Here is a 15,506-nt window from a genome sequence, read left to right on the forward strand (position 1 = left end):
AGTGAACCGAAAAAATGTTCTCCACAAAGTCTTGACTGACTCGAAAGAAAGCTGGTGATGGTTGAACGTCTATCGATGATGGTATAATAGGAATAGAAAAAGTCCAAATGGAAAAGAAAGCAGGTGCATCGAATATGGCGGAAACGCCGCGGAACGCGTTATGCCCGTGCGGAAGCGGGAAAAAGTACAAGCATTGTTGCGGAAAAAAAGAGGCGGTTTCGATTTCGTCATTGATTGACCGCGAGTTGATCGAATGCATGAATGATATGCGTCAGTTTGTTTTGCAGCGGTATGAGAGGGAGGCGGAAGAGCTTTTAGACCAGTTCCCGCTTGATGAGATGCCGGAGGAACTCGAGCTTGGCATGCAGATCATGGTGGTGAACTGGATGTTGTTTTGTTGGCCGGTTGATGAAACAGGACAAACGATCTTTTCTGCTTACCGGAAAAGCCGTCATTGGGAGCGGTGGCGCCCGTCTGTTCAGGCTCACATCGAGAGGTGGGAAGGAGCCGTTCCGTCGCTTGGCGAGTTCATCGGCTATGATGACGACAATCGCCCCGTTGTCCGGGATTTGTTGACGGGAGAGGAAAAGATCGTTCATTTATTGACTTCCGATCAATGGCCGAGCGTGATCGAAACAGGAGATGTGGTGTTCGGCTTCCTTGTGCCGTACCAAGACGTGTTCACGTGTTTCACAGCGGTGTTTCCGCTCCCGGCGTCAGGGAAAGATCGATTGCTTCGGGCGATTCAACAAGAAGGGGAGTGGAGCGGTCAGCCATCGGCTTTATGGATGCGCGATCGGTTCGTCGCTGTGCTTTCCGATGTGCTCTTGGAGTGGCTTTGGCAGTTCGCCAAACAGTTCAAATGGGATGATCCGAAACAAGCGGCCGTCATTCGCGAGCTCGATGAAAACGAGCCGGAGGCGCCAGCGGCGCTGCTCAATCAAGCGTTCGCCATATGGGCGATCTATTGCGGAAAAACATCCCGCCTCCCTCATTCGGTTCCCGTCTACGCCGCGGCGCTCCGCTATGTGGCTGGGCATTTGATGAAGGCGGAAGGATCGGAGGTGGAAGACATCGCCGATCGGTATGACGTGATGCCAGAAGATGTGCGATCGGCGGCGTTGGATTTTTTCCTGATGGCTGTTGATGATGAAGACGACGAGGAATGGCTCGATGACTGGGAGGAAGACTGGTTCGAAGAGGAAGGGGATGAGCTTGATGCGCGCATCAATGAATGGATCGATGACATCGATCTGATGTTGATGCGTGAAGGATGGAACGAGAAGCGAGTCAACCGTCATATTGACCGCGCCATCCGTTCGTGGCGGAATGAGGGCCTGCTCGAGGAAGTGAATGAAAAAGAATTGCGTAAAGAACTCCGCGATGTAGCGTGGGAGATCTTCACCGATCGGGGATTCATCTAGAAGCTGGCAGAAAAACGGGCGCTGCGCGCAAGTCAGCGGCATTTCGTCAGAAAGGAAAGCCGGTTCCACAAGGGCTCTCTCATTCAACCATCATGGAGCTCAACCCAAGCTCTCTATAAGCAGAAACAGGGAATGGAATACGTTCCATTCGTGAAACTCCAAAAAAAGCGGCGGGGAACGATCCGTTTTGACCGAATCCATAATGGATTGGGAAAAATGGCTTTGTGCGCAATTCCGACCGTTTTTAATATCTTGGTCGCCGTTTTGGAAAGGAAAGATTAGAAGGGAGGATTTTGCATGGCAATCGGCCGAAATGACCCGTGCCCGTGCGGAAGCGGGAAAAAGTATAAGAAATGCTGCATGAACAAACAGCAAAAGCATGAGATCAAGCGGGTGCGGCAGCGCCGCTTTTTTGACCAAAAATATGAGCTGTCGCAAATGGTGCAACGGTTTTTGGATGAAGCGCTGTCTTACGATGAACGCGAAGCGGTCAACCGTACATTTCGCCAAATGATCGAACAAAAGGATCATTGTGAAGAGTTGAAGGTGTTTGAGACGCTTTGGCGTTTTTTCCTCCATCGTTATCCGAATGGATTGCGCGGCGTTGAATGGTTTCAACAGGAAAAAGGGCGTCGTCTTTCTCCAGAGCTGAAAGAAATGTTGGACCGCTGGGTTCGGCTTGTGCCGCGCCTTGTGCAATTTGTCGATTTGGATGATGAAGGAGGAGTGGCGGTTGACCGGTTGACGGGCGAGAAACTTCTCATGCCGTATTGCGAGACATTGGAGGTTGTGCGCCCTTGGGGCGGCATGTTTGCCTTTTTGGAGCCATTTGACGGCGGCTATTACGTTTGCGGTGTATCATCAATTGTGGATCCGAAGGGCGTGGAACGGGCGGAAGAGAACATTCGCGTCTTGTTGACGCAAACCGATTGGCCGTATGAAAAGGTAGCCGTTGAACATTTTCTCGATATCGTCGATGCAGGCTATCCTCCGAGGGCGGACGATGTGCAAGAGGAGCGCACGCGATGGACGTATGAATACGAATGCCAGGAAGCCGCTGAGGCGATGAGGAAGCTTGCTTCGATTGGACGCGCTCACATTGATCATGACGATGGGGAGAAAGTGGAAGGTTCATGGTGCACCAATGTGTACCATTATGTCGGAGTGATTTCCCCCAAGCTGATTCGTGTATTTGAATTAGGCGGGTCATTATCCGCTCATCGGTCGCGTCTCGTGTTGTCTACCGAGGAGGAAGGGACGGCCGAACAGCTCGTGTCGCTGCTGCAGGCGTTTGGGTATTCCCCAAAAGAACGAAAACGGGGGACAGAAGCCGTTTTGCGCCGAAAAGGGATCGAAAACGTTTCGCTTCATATTGATTCAGACCCAGACTCTCCCCCTTGGGTGGCAACGATGGCCGGATTGGATGTTCAAATGGAAAAAGCCCTTCACACCCCGCTTGAGAAATGGAATGGAAAAACCCCTCACGAAATGGCGCGCGAGGGGCGTGTTCAGGAAGTGGATGAGTGGCTGAAAGAGTATGAATTCCATTTGTTTAACATGCAAGAACGAGCCAATTTGCCGGTGCTCATCGGAGTGAATCCCATTCGCTCCCGTTATGGATTGCCCCCATCTCCGTTTAGCTCATCACATCGTCTTTCGGACTTATGGAAAATGAAATGGATGGGGCCGGAAAGAACCGAGACGTTGTTGATCCGCGCGGAATGGGAAGGGATGTATTTCACCGATGACGCATTGGCGTTTTATAACGAAGTCATCGTGAGCGGAGAAAAAGAAGCCAAAGAGGCGTTTTGGGCCATGGTTTTGCTCGTGTGTGAATATATGAACGGGCGGACGTTTTCATCGTGGCAGGACGTAGGAGAAGAAGACTGGAAACAATGCATCGTCGAGCAAATCCCGTCAAGATGGAGTTCGTTTTCATGGGAAGTGGTGAGCCGAGCGCTCGATATGTTGCTTGAGTGGGCCGATTGGCTGGACCGCCGTTATGGAACGAATCATCGAACTGTTATTGGTGCCGTGCTGGAAGAGGTCAGAAGCGAATTGGAACATTGCTTTGCTTTGCTGGATGAATGGAGGGGCGAGAACGGAAAGGCGGATGAGGAACTGATGGCTTGGCAGCTTGCTCGTTTGTTTGGTTTGCCTATTCCCCTTTCCGTCGGTTTCTCGTTTTTCCGCGTCAAGCGTGTGGAACAGGGGAAGGCGGTGCTGGATTGGCTTGCCCATAACCGAACGGTGACATGGGACATTCCGAAGCGGGCAGAGCCGCATCTGTTGCCGGGCATGTATATCGTCGCCGCGACCGATCGCAACGGCAAGCTGGACGATCTTGCCCGCGTATATCCGCCGTCTTTCTCTCCGTACGTAGAGTCGTGGCTTCAGGCGCTGCAAGAGTGGCCAGACAAGGTGGAGAAAGAACGGGCTGCGTTTCAAGAGCGCCTGCTTGCCTCGTTGTCCCGTTTGCTTCGCCGGCCGTAGGCGTCCCGATGAATGACGGGGCGCTTGTTTCTCTCGGCTCGGCCTCTATGATTCTCCATTATGCAGGCAAGCCCAATGGTAAGAGTCATTCATATTCTATTCTTAGGATTTTGGGCCATCACCATAACGTGTGCTTGAGAAGCAGGGTTTTTCTCGTTTTACCGAGAAACGGATGAGGACGCGAATGATCCAAGAATCCTACACCTTTAGGAGTGCGGAGTGTCAACCGGCGTCAACTACCCCCACTTAGCTAACGCTTGAAGTGGGGGCTTGCAACTCCCCAGAAGTGCGAACGGACTTCGTCCTCCTTCCTTGACTTGGGGTTGCATCAGGGGCAGGTTGACGACTACCCAACGACATAGGTCATGCCTATATCGCTACCGAGTGGCTCGGCATGTCTGTAGGCAGTACTTGACTTCCACGCACAACAGACGGATGTACGCTCGATGTTTTACGGTTGCAACGTTTCCTGCAACCAACTCCCTACATCGAGTAACGGGGATTGGAGTGCCTTGATTCAACGGTTTTCTCCACATTCTTATTCTATCATATACAAAAGAAAGGAGGAAGGGCGATTCCTCCCCGACTTTCGCTCTCGCTTAGAAGTCGGGGTCTCCTCGCCAAAGATGATGAAAATCATGGATTGGCTGATTTCTCCTTGGAGAAGGAAATATGGCATGTTTTGAAAAAGCCAAGGGCACCTTTTGATAAAAAATGGAATGCGAATCGATGTTCTCGACATGAGCGGCGGAAGTCCCAAAGTGCTTGCGATATGTGTTGCTGAAAGCAGTTCCATCACACGTTGATCGTGAATGTCTCCCCAAAGTGTTTAGCTGGCCCGAGCGTTAGCGTAGAGGGGGAGAACGTTCAATGACTATGATACAAAGAAAGTAGGTAGCTATATGGTGAAGGCATCGCGAAACAATCTTTGTCCATGCGGCAGTGGGAAAACGTACAAGCATTGTTGTGGGAAGAAAGAAGCAGTATCGATAGAATCTCTAATTGACCGTGAAGTGGCCAAATGTATGCAAGATGTGTTTTCGTTTGCGTTAGAGCGATATGAGGAAGAGCTTGCTTTCATGATGTCTGGTTCTCCATTTCAAGGGCTTCCTAACGAGCTGGAGACCAGCGCCAATTTATTGCTGACGAACTGGGCGATTTTTCACAGACACGTTGATGACAAAGGGATGACAATTTTTTCAGCCTATATGAGAAGCCGGCGCCGCACGCGATGGCGTCCAGCAGTGCAAACTCATTTGAAGCGATGGGACGAGGCGGTTCCGTCGTTTGACGAGATCATTCATATCGAGGATGAGCGGCGTTTCCTTGTACGCGATCTGTTGACCAGAAAAGAAAAGTACGTCCGTTTTTTGACGCCGGAGGAGCTTCCGTCTGCTAGGGAGGGGGACGTGTTAGTAGGATGCCTCGTTCCGCATGGGGACGAGTGGGCGTACTTCATGAAGGTGCTGCCGATTCCAAAGAGCGGGAAGGATCGGCTTGCGCGGGCGCTTCAAGCGGAATGGAATCCGGATATGAAAACGTGTGAAGTGTTTTTGCGCGAGTCGTTTCCGGAATTGCTTGAAATAGCGGTCCATGAGCTGTTGTGGCAGCTGCTGAGCGAAAAGGACTGGGGGGATCGAGATCAAGATGATGTTTTTCGCGAATTAAAGAAAAAGGAAGAAACAACCTCCTCCCTAGTGCTCAGCGAGGCTGCGTTCCTTTGGCGCGCATATTGCGAAATGGATGAACCGGTCATCAAGAATCCTGCTGTGTATGCGGCTGCACTCCGTTATTTGGCGAGTGAAATGGCTGGAAGAGAATTTGTCAATATGGAAAAGGTTGCGGAACACTACGGCGTTCCTGTAGAGGAAGTGGAAGCCGCTGTGATGGAATTGTTTTTATTTCGCACAGAGTTGCTCGATGATGGAGATGATGAGGGCGAGAATGATGATGAGTGGCTCTTTGACGATGGGGATGACGGTGATGAGATCTGGTTCGACGACGGTGGGATGGAGGATGGCGATGAGCTGGACCGTGCGATTGAGGAATGGCTTGACCAAGTTGAGGAGTTGTTTGATTGCGAGGGCTGGGACGTTGATCAAGTCCATCGCTTGATCGACAAAGCGATCCGAACATGGAAAAAGGACGGGTTGCTTGAAGGAGTCGATGCAGCTGAGTTGCGCAAGGAGCTCGAGGAGCTCGTCTGGGAGACGTTTGCTGAACGGGGATTTTTGTAAGGCGATGGACAAAGCAGGCAACAAAGGACAGATGGGTGCGAAAGAAGGTGCCCTTGAGAGATGACGGATACCTTCTTTCGCATGCGTTACAATCGGATATAGGCCAGCCGCTCGTTCGCTTCCTCGACGTCAAAGGCATCAGGGTCAAAATCTTCGCCTTTCATGTCGTACATCCAGTCTACCAGCTCGCGCAATTCGGGATCGGCAAGAGAGTCTTTTTGCGCCGCCGCTTCCAGCAGCTCCAGGTAGCCATAGACGCCGCCGCAATCCTCGGGAGGGCACGCCCGTTTTCCTTTCAGGCAAGCGGCGCGTTCCAACGGTTTTGGGAGTGTTTCAATCTTTTCAACAGTGACGGTATGGCGCCAGTAGTCGCCAAAATCGTAAATATATAGAAACTTTTGTTTTTCTTCCGTCAGCCATTGCTGTAATGGGATGCGGCGGGCGTCCATCAGTTCTTTTTCCAGCTGAAACGAATCCCAGCCGTCAGGGATGCCGATGAGAACGCTTCCGAAATCGAATTCGTATAAATGGGCTTGTTCCCATCCCATCGCTTCTTGGATGATGAGATGAAGCTCGTGAAATGTCGCATGTCCGGGAACAAGGACGCGCCGCCAAATCGGCGGGCGGATGCCGTTTAATGTGATTTTCAGCTGGTAGGCTGTTTTGGACCGCCGCCGTTTGGAAGGGGGTGCGCTCTTTGGCGCCTCAACCCATCTGCCGTGTGGACGGTCCCGCTCTGTCGGATGGAACATGGCAGACAATTCGTCGATCAGTTTAGCAAGATTGTCGGGGTTCATAGCCCTCGTCTCCTTTCGGATAAACGTTTTGTATAATAGTAGTTTATCCTGTCCATAGTAGAATTTAAACATTATTGATGGAAATATTGAAAAAAGAAAGATGGGAGAGGAGGATGACGCATGTCGATCGGCTGGAATGACCCATGCCCGTGTGGAAGTGGGAAAAAGTATAAGAAGTGCTGCATGAACAAACAGCAGAATCATGAAATCAAACGGGTGCGCCAGCGCCGCTTTTTTGGCCAAAAATATGAGCTGTCGCAAATGGTGCAGCGGTTTTTGGATGAATCGCTGTCTTACAACGAACAAGCAGCGGCGAGACGGACGTTTTACCAAAAAATAGAGGGTATGAAGAATTTGGAATAGTTGGAATGTTTTGAAACGCTTTGGTACTTGTTCATTCACCGTTTTCCCAATGGAATGCGCGGCATTGAATGGTTCCAGCGCGACAAAGGACACCGTCTCCCGTTGGAGCACGGAGCGCTTTTGGCGCTTCTGCGTGTTTCTTCATGGGGACGGCTTATCCATTCGGACATCGGTTAGAGAAGCGATGGTGGTATGTCGGCCGTAGCTGGATGGTTCGACTGGGTTGCGCGTTGTGGCTGCTGTCGTGTGAAGAGGCATCATGCAGAAAAAGGAGAGCTATTGTCGGTTGATGGATGCCGCCCCGCTAGTTTTGTCGAGCGGTTTTCCCAAGTGACAGACAGGAAATTCCCCGTTGTGCGCGAACGATATAGTAGACAAATTGGGGACAACGGGGGAGGGAATGGGCATGAGGCGAGGGACATGGCTCGCCCTGTCGTTTTGTTTGCTATGGTTGGCTGCGGCTGCTTGGCCGGTGGGGGCGAAAGGGGAAAAGGAAATGGAGGAAACGAAGCGTCTGGCGGTGGTGACGGCGGACCGCGTGAATGTCCGCCAAGGACCGGGGGTGCCGTACCGCCCGGTGGCAAGCGTCCACCGCGGTGACGTGTACCGGTTGGTGGATGTGAAAGATGGTTGGTTGAAAATTGAATGGGAGAAAAATCGGACCGGGTGGCTCGCGGCGCGGTACGTCGCGTTGGCAAAAGAGACAGCCGTCGTGCAAGAAGACCGGCTCCGCCTTCGCCAAGAGCCGAGCCGAGACGGGCGAATTATTGGGCATTTGGCGCGGGGAGAAACGGTATGGGTCATCAAGGAAGATGGGGAATGGACGGAAGTGATCGCAGACGGTGCGATCGGCTGGGTGTCTTCAGCATACCTCACTGCGGCTCGGGAGTCATCGATTTCGCATCAAACCGGAATCGTCAACGCCAGTTCGCTCAACGTTCGGGCTGAGCCGTCATTGAAGGCAGCGCGCGTCGGACGCCTTGTCCGTGGTGAAGAGGTCGAGATTGTAGAAAAGAAACCGGGATGGTATAAAATTGCCTCCTCAACAGGGCTTGGTGGCTGGGTTTCGTCCGCGTATGTGCAGGTAAAGGGTGGACAAGCCAATGAAAAGGAAGCGGAAGCGCCCCAGTCGGCTGACCGCTCGCTGCTTTCAGCCATCGCGCCTAGCGACTCCCGCCTTTATGTAGACAGCTGGACGCGCGGTCCTGTTCAGGCGCTGGCCGGAAAAACGATCGTTCTTGACGCTGGCCACGGAGGCAAAGACGGCGGTGCGAAAAGTGCCGATGGCGTCAAGGAAAAGGAGTTGACGTTGGAAACGGCGAGGCTTCTAAAAAACAAGCTGCAATCTTACGGCGCCCGCGTCGTGCTGACGCGCTCCAGCGATGAGTATGTGCCGCTGTCCGCGCGCGTGGCGATGGCGCGCCTGTATCAAGCGGATGCGTTTATCAGCCTGCATTATGACAGCGCAGACGACCAACAGGCGAGCGGCATCACCGTTTATTACTACGACCGTTTTGCCGATTACGGCTTAGCGCAATCATTCGAAGACCCGCTTTCCCGATTGGCCGCACTGCCTTTCCGCGGCGTTGCGTTTGGCGACTATTACGTGCTGCGGGAAAACGACAGACCGTCTGTATTGCTTGAGCTCGGCTATGTAAGCAACCGCACAGATGCGGCGACGGTGGCGACAGACGACTATCAGGAAGCAGTGACGACCGCGATTGCGGATGCGGTTCGGCATTATTTTGAATAAGAAATGATCGTGGAGAAATCGTTGATCGGCGGTTTTGTGGTTGATTGGCTGTCAAGAAGCAAATGTCATGTAACCGGGGGTTTGGCTCCTCCCGGTTTTCTTTTGGCCGCAGAGCACAACCGGTGAACTCAGCGGCTAGGCGAAAACAATGAAAATCCCCAGGCGATTCGATATAATGAGAACAAGCGACAATAGCCGCAATGGATCAAAAAGGTGTGAGGAACGATGAAAATCACGATCGCCGGGGCGGGATATGTGGGGCTGGTGACCGCCGCCTGCCTGGCTGATAAAGGGCATGATGTCATATGCGTGGATGTCAATGAGGAAAAAATTCGGCGGTTGAATGAAGGAATCGTCCCCATTTATGAACCGGGGCTCGAACCGCTCATCCAACGGAACAGCGCCCGCCTTCGCTTTACCACAGACGATGCGGAAGCGTATCGATGGGCGGAAGTGATCATGGTCGCGGTCGGCACCCCGCCGCTGCCGGATGGTTCTGTGCAGCTTGACGCCGTTTGGAAGGCGCTCGGCCGCATTGCGATGGCGGTGGAGCGCGACTGTTTGGTGGCGATCAAATCGACGGTTCCGGTCGGCACAGGGGATGAGGCCGCGCGTTTTGTAGCAGAAAATGGACGCTCTGGGGTGCGCATCGACATTGTGTCCAACCCGGAGTTTTTGTCACAAGGAACGGCGGTGCGCGATACGTTGCAGGCGCCGCGCATTGTGTTAGGCGTCGAATCGGAGAGAGCGGAGCGGATGATGAAGGACCTCTACGCCCCGTTTGCGCTCCCGTACGTCGTGACGGACCGGAGAAGCGCCGAGATGATCAAGTACGCGGCCAATGTGTTTTTGGCGTTGAAAATTTCCTACATCAACGAGATCGCCAATGTATGCGAGTTGGTAGGCGCCGACATTCAGGCGGTGGCGGAAGGAATCGGCATGGATCCGCGCATCGGCCGCCGCTTTTTGCGCGCAGGCGTCGGGTATGGAGGCTCATGCCTGCCGAAAGATGCGAGCGCGCTTTATTCGTTGGCGGCTTCTCACGGCTATTCGCTCAAAACGGTATGGGCGGCAATGGACGTCAATGAGAAACAAAAATGGAAGCTTCTTGACAAAGCGCGTCTGCACATTGGGGATTTCCGCAACCGGACGGTCGCCGTGCTTGGCGCCGCATTCAAGCCGGGCACCGATGATGTGCGCGAATCGCCGGCATTGGCGAACATCGAACGGCTCATTGCTGAAGGGGCCGCCGTGCGCGTCTGGGACCCAGCCGCTCTCGAACATGTCGCCCGCCGTTTTGGCGATGCGGTCGTTTGTTGTCAGACGATTGAGGAAGCCATTCGCGGCGCGGATGTTTGTTTCATTTTCACCGAATGGCCGGCTGTGCTGCAATTTGACCTTCACCGCTACAAGACGCTGATGAAAACACCGGTTGTGGTGGATGGGCGGAATTGTTACGACCCGAAGGCGGCAGAAGCCGCCGGCTTAATCTACGAGTCGATCGGGCGGCCGGTGGTGGGTGGAGCGACAGGCGTTTCGCTATACGCACCGGTCGCTACACAAGCAGAAAAAGAGGGGTAAAGAAAGCAGCTGTGCCCCATCTGTTCTCTGGCGATGGTTCGTCCCCAGCGATGGCGGGAGGCGCTGCCTGCTGAAGGAATTGGATGGCATTGCGATGCTGAGGATTGTTCGTTTAGGCGCTTTCTAAAAACGTGGTGATGCATTTTTGTATCTGCAACGAGCCGTTGGGGGAGTTTGAGGAAGAAAGTGAATCGGACGAGGGTGTTGTTTGCCGATAGGACGGGGATAGTGAGGAGGTGTGCTCCATTCGTATTCGATTAGGCATATTTGGTGCGGACGATTCGCTGTCAATTATTCAGGCGGTGGCGCAAGAGTACAAAGAGCTTGTTTGCGTTCCCGTTGTGTATTGGGATGAAAGTGAAGTGATCGATTTGATCCGCCCGCTCGCGTCAGAGGTTGATATGTGGCTGTTTTCCGGACAAGTGCCGTATTCGATCGTCAAGCAGTCCGGTGAGGTCGATGCGCCGCTGTTTTATGTTCCACATATTGGTGCCAGCTTGTACCGCACACTGCTGCAGGCGCACTATACGGAGCAGATTCCGGTCAGCCGACTTAGTTTTGACACGTACGAGCGTCGCGAAATCGAACGGCTGCTGGAAGAGGCGGGCATCGAAGAACCGATTCCATACGTCAAGCATTACGAGGGAGGCATTTCGGCCCAGGAACTGTCCGACTATCATTACACCCTTTGGAAACAAGGGAAAACGGAAGCAGCGGTCACCTGTTTGCGGACAGCCCATCTCGAACTGGAGAAACTCGGGATGCCGGTGTATCGGGTATTGCCTGCCCGCTCGGCGGTGGAAGCGGTCATCCAAACAATCATTCGCACCGGACAGATGCTACAGGCGCAAGATGCGCAAATCGCCGTGCAAATGATTGAAGTCGATGCGATGCAGGCGGCCTCCCCAGAGACATTTTCGACCGATGACATATATCGTCTGGAGATGAAGACAACGGAAAAATTGCTACGGTATGCAAAAAAAGTCCAAGGGTCGCTGAAAAGCGCCGGACCGGGCCGCTATGTCATTTTTACGACAAGGGGCGCATTAAAAGAGATCACCGATGGCTATAAAACGGTCCCCTCGGCCGAGGAGACGGAGCTCCTTTACGACGAAGTCATCGCGTGCGGAATCGGCATCGGCCGAACGGCGTATGAGGCCGAAATTCAGGCTGGGAAGGCGTTTTTGCATGCGAAACAAAGCGGACGGGGTGCGTGGATGGTGGTGTTTGATGATGGAACGATCTCGGGTCCGTTAGGAAAAAGTGTGCACCTCCGCTATTCGCTCGGCGGCGGAGAACTGCGGCAGCTGGCGGAGCGGACGGGATTAAGCGCCGCGACGCTCTGCAAATTGAAAGCCATATTGCAAAAACGCGGAACCAACGAGATCGAAGCGCATGAGTTGGCTTCTTATATGCGGATTGTGCCGCGCAGCGCCCGCCGGATTTTAAACCAATTGGAGACCGTGGGCCTTGCCGAAGTGGCCGGGGAGACAAACCCGTATCCGCGCGGGCGTCCGCGCAAAGTATACCGCATTTTCTTATAATCGCTCGATCAGCTTCTGCCTTTAGCGACAGGCAGAAGTTTTTTGTTGTCTTGAAGACGTTTGTATTATTTGTATTATTTGAAAATTTCCTCTGTTTCCATTATAATTAAGGACATATCCGAAAATCATCCGTAATTGGCGTGAGGGGAGGATAGCTTGATTCAAGGGGAACGTCTTTGGCAACGGCTCATGGAACTAGGGGAGGTCGGCAAGAAACCAAGCGGCGGCGTCACGCGCCTCTCGTTCACTGCTGAAGAACGGAGGGCCAAAGATCTCGTCGCTTCCTACATGCGCGAAGCGGGGCTTTTCGTATATGAAGACGCGGCTGGCAACTTGATCGGACGGAAAGAAGGGGCGAATCCGGATGCTCCGGTCGTCCTTGTTGGGTCTCATCTCGATTCGGTTTACAACGGCGGTTGCTTTGATGGACCGCTCGGGGTGTTGGCCGGCGTGGAAGTTGTTCAGGCGATGAACGAGCACGGGGTTGTGACGCACCATCCAATTGAAGTAGTGGCGTTTACGGACGAAGAAGGAGCGCGCTTTCGTTTCGGCATGATCGGCAGCCGCGCGATGGCGGGGACGTTGCCTCCGGAAGCGCTCGAGTGCCGCGACGCGGACGGGATTTCCCTCGCTGAAGCAATGAAACAGGCGGGGCTTGACCCGGACCGCTTGCCGCAGGCAGCACGAAAACCAGGAACGGTGAAAGCCTATGTCGAACTGCACATCGAACAAGGACGGGTGCTGGAGGAGGCTGGTCTTCCAGTTGGCATCGTCACTGGCATCGCCGGTCTGATTTGGGTGAAATTTACTATCGAAGGAAAGGCAGAACATGCCGGCGCCACGCCGATGTCATTGCGGCGCGACCCGATGGCGGCGGCTGCCCAGATCATCACAGTGATCGAAGAGGAAGCAAGACGAACAGGGACAACGGTCGGTACTGTAGGACAGTTGCATGTATATCCGGGCGGTATTAATGTCATTCCGGAACGGGTCGAATTTGTGCTCGATTTGCGCGACTTGAAGGCTGAGGTGCGCGATCAAGTATGGAATGCCATAGCCGCGCGGGCAGAGACGATCGCCAAGGAGCGGAACGTTCGCCTCACGACCGAGCGGCTGCAAGAAATGGCGCCGGTGTTATGTTCCGAGGTGGTGAAACAGGCCGCGGAAAGAGCGTGCAAGCAGCTCGGGTATCCGCCGTTTTGGCTGCCGAGCGGCGCAGCCCATGACGGCGTACAGTTGGCTCCGATTTGCCCGATCGGGATGATTTTTGTCCGCTCCCAAGACGGGGTGAGCCATAGTCCGGCGGAATGGAGCACGAAAGAAGACTGCGCCGCTGGAGCAGAGGTGCTTTATCATACGGTGTGGCAACTAGCCCAAGGGGAATAACGAAAAAGACAAACGAACAGGGGGAGATTATGGATGACAAAGGAAGAAATCAAACGGCTCGTCGATGAAGTGAAAACGGACGTCATCGCCTGGCGCCGCCACTTGCACGCCCATCCCGAATTGTCGTTTCGGGAAGAGAAAACGGCGCAGTTTGTCTACGAGACGCTGCAATCGTTCGGCGGTCTCGAGATTACCCGCCCGACGAAAACGAGCGTCATGGCGCGCCTTATTGGCCAACAGCCAGGCCGGGTCGTCGCCATTCGCGCCGATATGGACGCGCTGCCGATTCAAGAGGAAAACACGTTTGAATTTGCCTCCAAAACCCCAGGCGTCATGCATGCGTGCGGGCATGACGGCCATACGGCGATGCTGTTGGGGACGGCGAAAATTTTTGCCCAGCTTCGTGATCACATTCATGGCGAGATTCGCTTTTTGTTCCAACACGCGGAAGAACTGTTCCCCGGCGGGGCGGAAGAGATGGTGCAAGCTGGCGTCATGGACGGGGTGGACGTCGTCATCGGCACCCACCTTTGGTCGCCGCTTGAGCGCGGAAAAATCGGCATTGTGTATGGACCGATGATGGCCGCACCCGACCGCTTTTTCATCCGCATCATCGGCAAAGGCGGCCACGGGGCGATGCCGCATCAAACGATCGATGCGATCGCCATCGGGGCGCAAGTCGTGACGAACTTGCAGCACATCGTCTCGCGCTATGTCGATCCGCTCGAGCCGCTTGTTCTGTCCGTGACACAATTTGTGGCGGGTACGGCCCATAATGTCCTGCCAGGGGAAGTCGAAATTCAAGGGACAGTGCGCACGTTCGACGCCGAGCTGCGCCAGACGGTGCCGCAATGGATGGAGCGTATTGTCAAAGGGATCACCGAAGCGCACGGCGCCTCGTATGAGTTTCAATTTGACTATGGCTACCGCCCGGTCATTAACTACGATGAAGTGACCCGCGTCATGGAGGAAACAGCGCGCGAGCTGTTCGGCGAAGAGGCAGTGGCCCGCTTGAAACCGAACATGGGCGGCGAAGATTTTTCGGCGTTCTTGCAAAAAGCGCCCGGCAGCTTTTTCTACGTCGGCGCGGGCAATGTAGAAAAAGGCATCGTTTACCCGCACCACCACCCGCGCTTTACGATTGACGAAGACGCGCTTGAGATTGGCGTGCAAATGTTTGTCGCCGCGACGTTGAAACTGTTGGCGGGGGCGGAATAGCTGTTTTCGCTTGACATATCCAAGGAGGGAGAGAAGATGAAAAGCATCCGTTGGTTAATGATTGTCCCATTTATCGGCATGCTCGGCGGCGTTCCTTTTGTGAATCAAGTGACTCCGTACGTGTTTGGCATGCCGTTGCTTCTCTTTTGGCTGGTCGCTTGGGTGATCGCCACTTCGGTTATCATGGCCATCGTGTATCGTTTTGACCCTGCGGTGAAGGAGGATGAGCAGACATGAACTCGGCCTTAGTGATGATTTTTGCTTTCTTGTTGCTGTCTCTTTATCTAGGAGTGCAGGCGCGAAAAGGAAAAGACATGAATTTGGAGCAATGGACCGTCGGTGGGCGCGGATTTGGCACAGTTTTCGTTTTCCTCCTGATGGCCGGTGAAATTTACACAACGTTCACGTTCCTTGGCGGAAGCGGTTGGGCCTATGGAAAAGGGGGGCCGACGTTTTACATCATTGCCTACGGCTGCCTGGCCTATGTGTTATCGTATTGGATGCTTCCCCCGAGTTCGACAGTTTTGAGGTCATTTTAGGCAAATGGAAATGACCAAAATGCTGTTATATCAAGGGTTTCGTGATGCGGATCCTAGGAAAAAATACCGAATTTCATAGGCACACGATTTATTAATTTTTTCTTTTAAAAATAAATTTTATACGTTATAACTCACATTTCGCACCCTAACAAGGTCAAAACAAAGGATTTT

12 protein-coding genes and 1 pseudogene are annotated in these 15,506 nt (G+C 53.5%); 12 read left to right on the forward strand and 1 reads right to left on the reverse strand.

Going from position 1 to position 15,506, the window contains the following annotated elements:
• The first annotated feature begins 107 nt into the window (after positions 1–107).
• The 3 genes from ETR37_RS10180 to ETR37_RS10195 all read left to right on the forward strand — a co-directional run bounded on the left by ETR37_RS10180 (position 108) and on the right by ETR37_RS10195 (position 6,154).
• Positions 108–1,424, forward strand: coding sequence for an SEC-C domain-containing protein (locus tag ETR37_RS10180; RefSeq protein WP_129447216.1), 1,317 nt, complete (start codon positions 108–110; stop codon positions 1,422–1,424).
• A 297-nt stretch (positions 1,425–1,721) separates the two neighbouring features.
• The gene (locus ETR37_RS10185) at positions 1,722–3,917 is read left to right on the forward strand and encodes a YecA family protein (protein ID WP_129447217.1); all 2,196 of its coding nucleotides are present in this window, start codon (positions 1,722–1,724) and stop codon (positions 3,915–3,917) included.
• A 902-nt stretch (positions 3,918–4,819) separates the two neighbouring features.
• Positions 4,820–6,154, forward strand: coding sequence for an SEC-C domain-containing protein (locus tag ETR37_RS10195; protein WP_015865238.1), 1,335 nt, complete (start codon positions 4,820–4,822; stop codon positions 6,152–6,154).
• Positions 6,155–6,240: 86 nt separating this feature from the next.
• On the opposite strand, the gene ETR37_RS10200 is transcribed toward ETR37_RS10195, so the two are convergent.
• Positions 6,241–6,951: a plasmid pRiA4b ORF-3 family protein gene (locus ETR37_RS10200; protein WP_011232727.1), complete on the reverse strand. Its 711-nt coding sequence runs from the start codon at positions 6,949–6,951 to the stop codon at positions 6,241–6,243.
• A 120-nt stretch (positions 6,952–7,071) separates the two neighbouring features.
• Here ETR37_RS10200 and ETR37_RS10205 point away from each other — a divergent pair, with 120 nt between their 5' ends.
• From ETR37_RS10205 to ETR37_RS10240, 9 genes and pseudogenes are all read left to right on the forward strand, one after another.
• A complete protein-coding gene (locus ETR37_RS10205; RefSeq protein ID WP_129447218.1) occupies positions 7,072–7,314 on the forward strand; it encodes an SEC-C metal-binding domain-containing protein in 243 nt (80 codons plus the stop codon).
• Complete coding sequence (locus ETR37_RS19135; protein WP_164977998.1) at positions 7,315–7,491, forward strand: hypothetical protein; 177 nt, start codon at positions 7,315–7,317, stop codon at positions 7,489–7,491. It abuts the gene before it with no gap.
• Between the two features lie 229 nt (positions 7,492–7,720).
• Positions 7,721–9,067, forward strand: a complete 1,347-nt coding sequence (locus ETR37_RS10210) for an N-acetylmuramoyl-L-alanine amidase family protein (protein WP_129447219.1) — start codon at positions 7,721–7,723, stop codon at positions 9,065–9,067.
• Positions 9,068–9,292: 225 nt separating this feature from the next.
• Complete coding sequence (locus ETR37_RS10215) at positions 9,293–10,648, forward strand: UDP-glucose dehydrogenase family protein (protein ID WP_015375951.1); 1,356 nt, start codon at positions 9,293–9,295, stop codon at positions 10,646–10,648.
• A 236-nt stretch (positions 10,649–10,884) separates the two neighbouring features.
• Positions 10,885–12,192, forward strand: coding sequence for a helix-turn-helix domain-containing protein (locus ETR37_RS10220; RefSeq protein WP_015375950.1), 1,308 nt, complete (start codon positions 10,885–10,887; stop codon positions 12,190–12,192).
• Between the two features lie 156 nt (positions 12,193–12,348).
• Positions 12,349–13,578, forward strand: a complete 1,230-nt coding sequence (locus ETR37_RS10225) for a Zn-dependent hydrolase (RefSeq protein ID WP_129447220.1) — start codon at positions 12,349–12,351, stop codon at positions 13,576–13,578.
• A gap of 33 nt (positions 13,579–13,611) precedes the next feature.
• Positions 13,612–14,796: a M20 family metallopeptidase gene (locus ETR37_RS10230; RefSeq protein ID WP_060788686.1), complete on the forward strand. Its 1,185-nt coding sequence runs from the start codon at positions 13,612–13,614 to the stop codon at positions 14,794–14,796.
• 36 nt (positions 14,797–14,832) lie between these two features.
• Positions 14,833–15,033 carry a DUF3311 domain-containing protein gene (locus tag ETR37_RS10235; protein WP_011232711.1) on the forward strand — a complete coding sequence of 67 codons (201 nt, stop codon included), beginning with the start codon at positions 14,833–14,835 and terminating at the stop codon, positions 15,031–15,033.
• Positions 15,030–15,305: pseudogene (locus ETR37_RS10240) on the forward strand (sodium:solute symporter family protein); the annotation flags it as partial. The gene ETR37_RS10235 and the pseudogene ETR37_RS10240, both read left to right, overlap by 4 nt.
• Positions 15,306–15,506 lie beyond the last annotated feature (201 nt).

The organism is Geobacillus sp. PK12 (assembly GCF_004123125.1).
Classification (GTDB): domain Bacteria; phylum Bacillota; class Bacilli; order Bacillales; family Anoxybacillaceae; genus Geobacillus; species Geobacillus zalihae.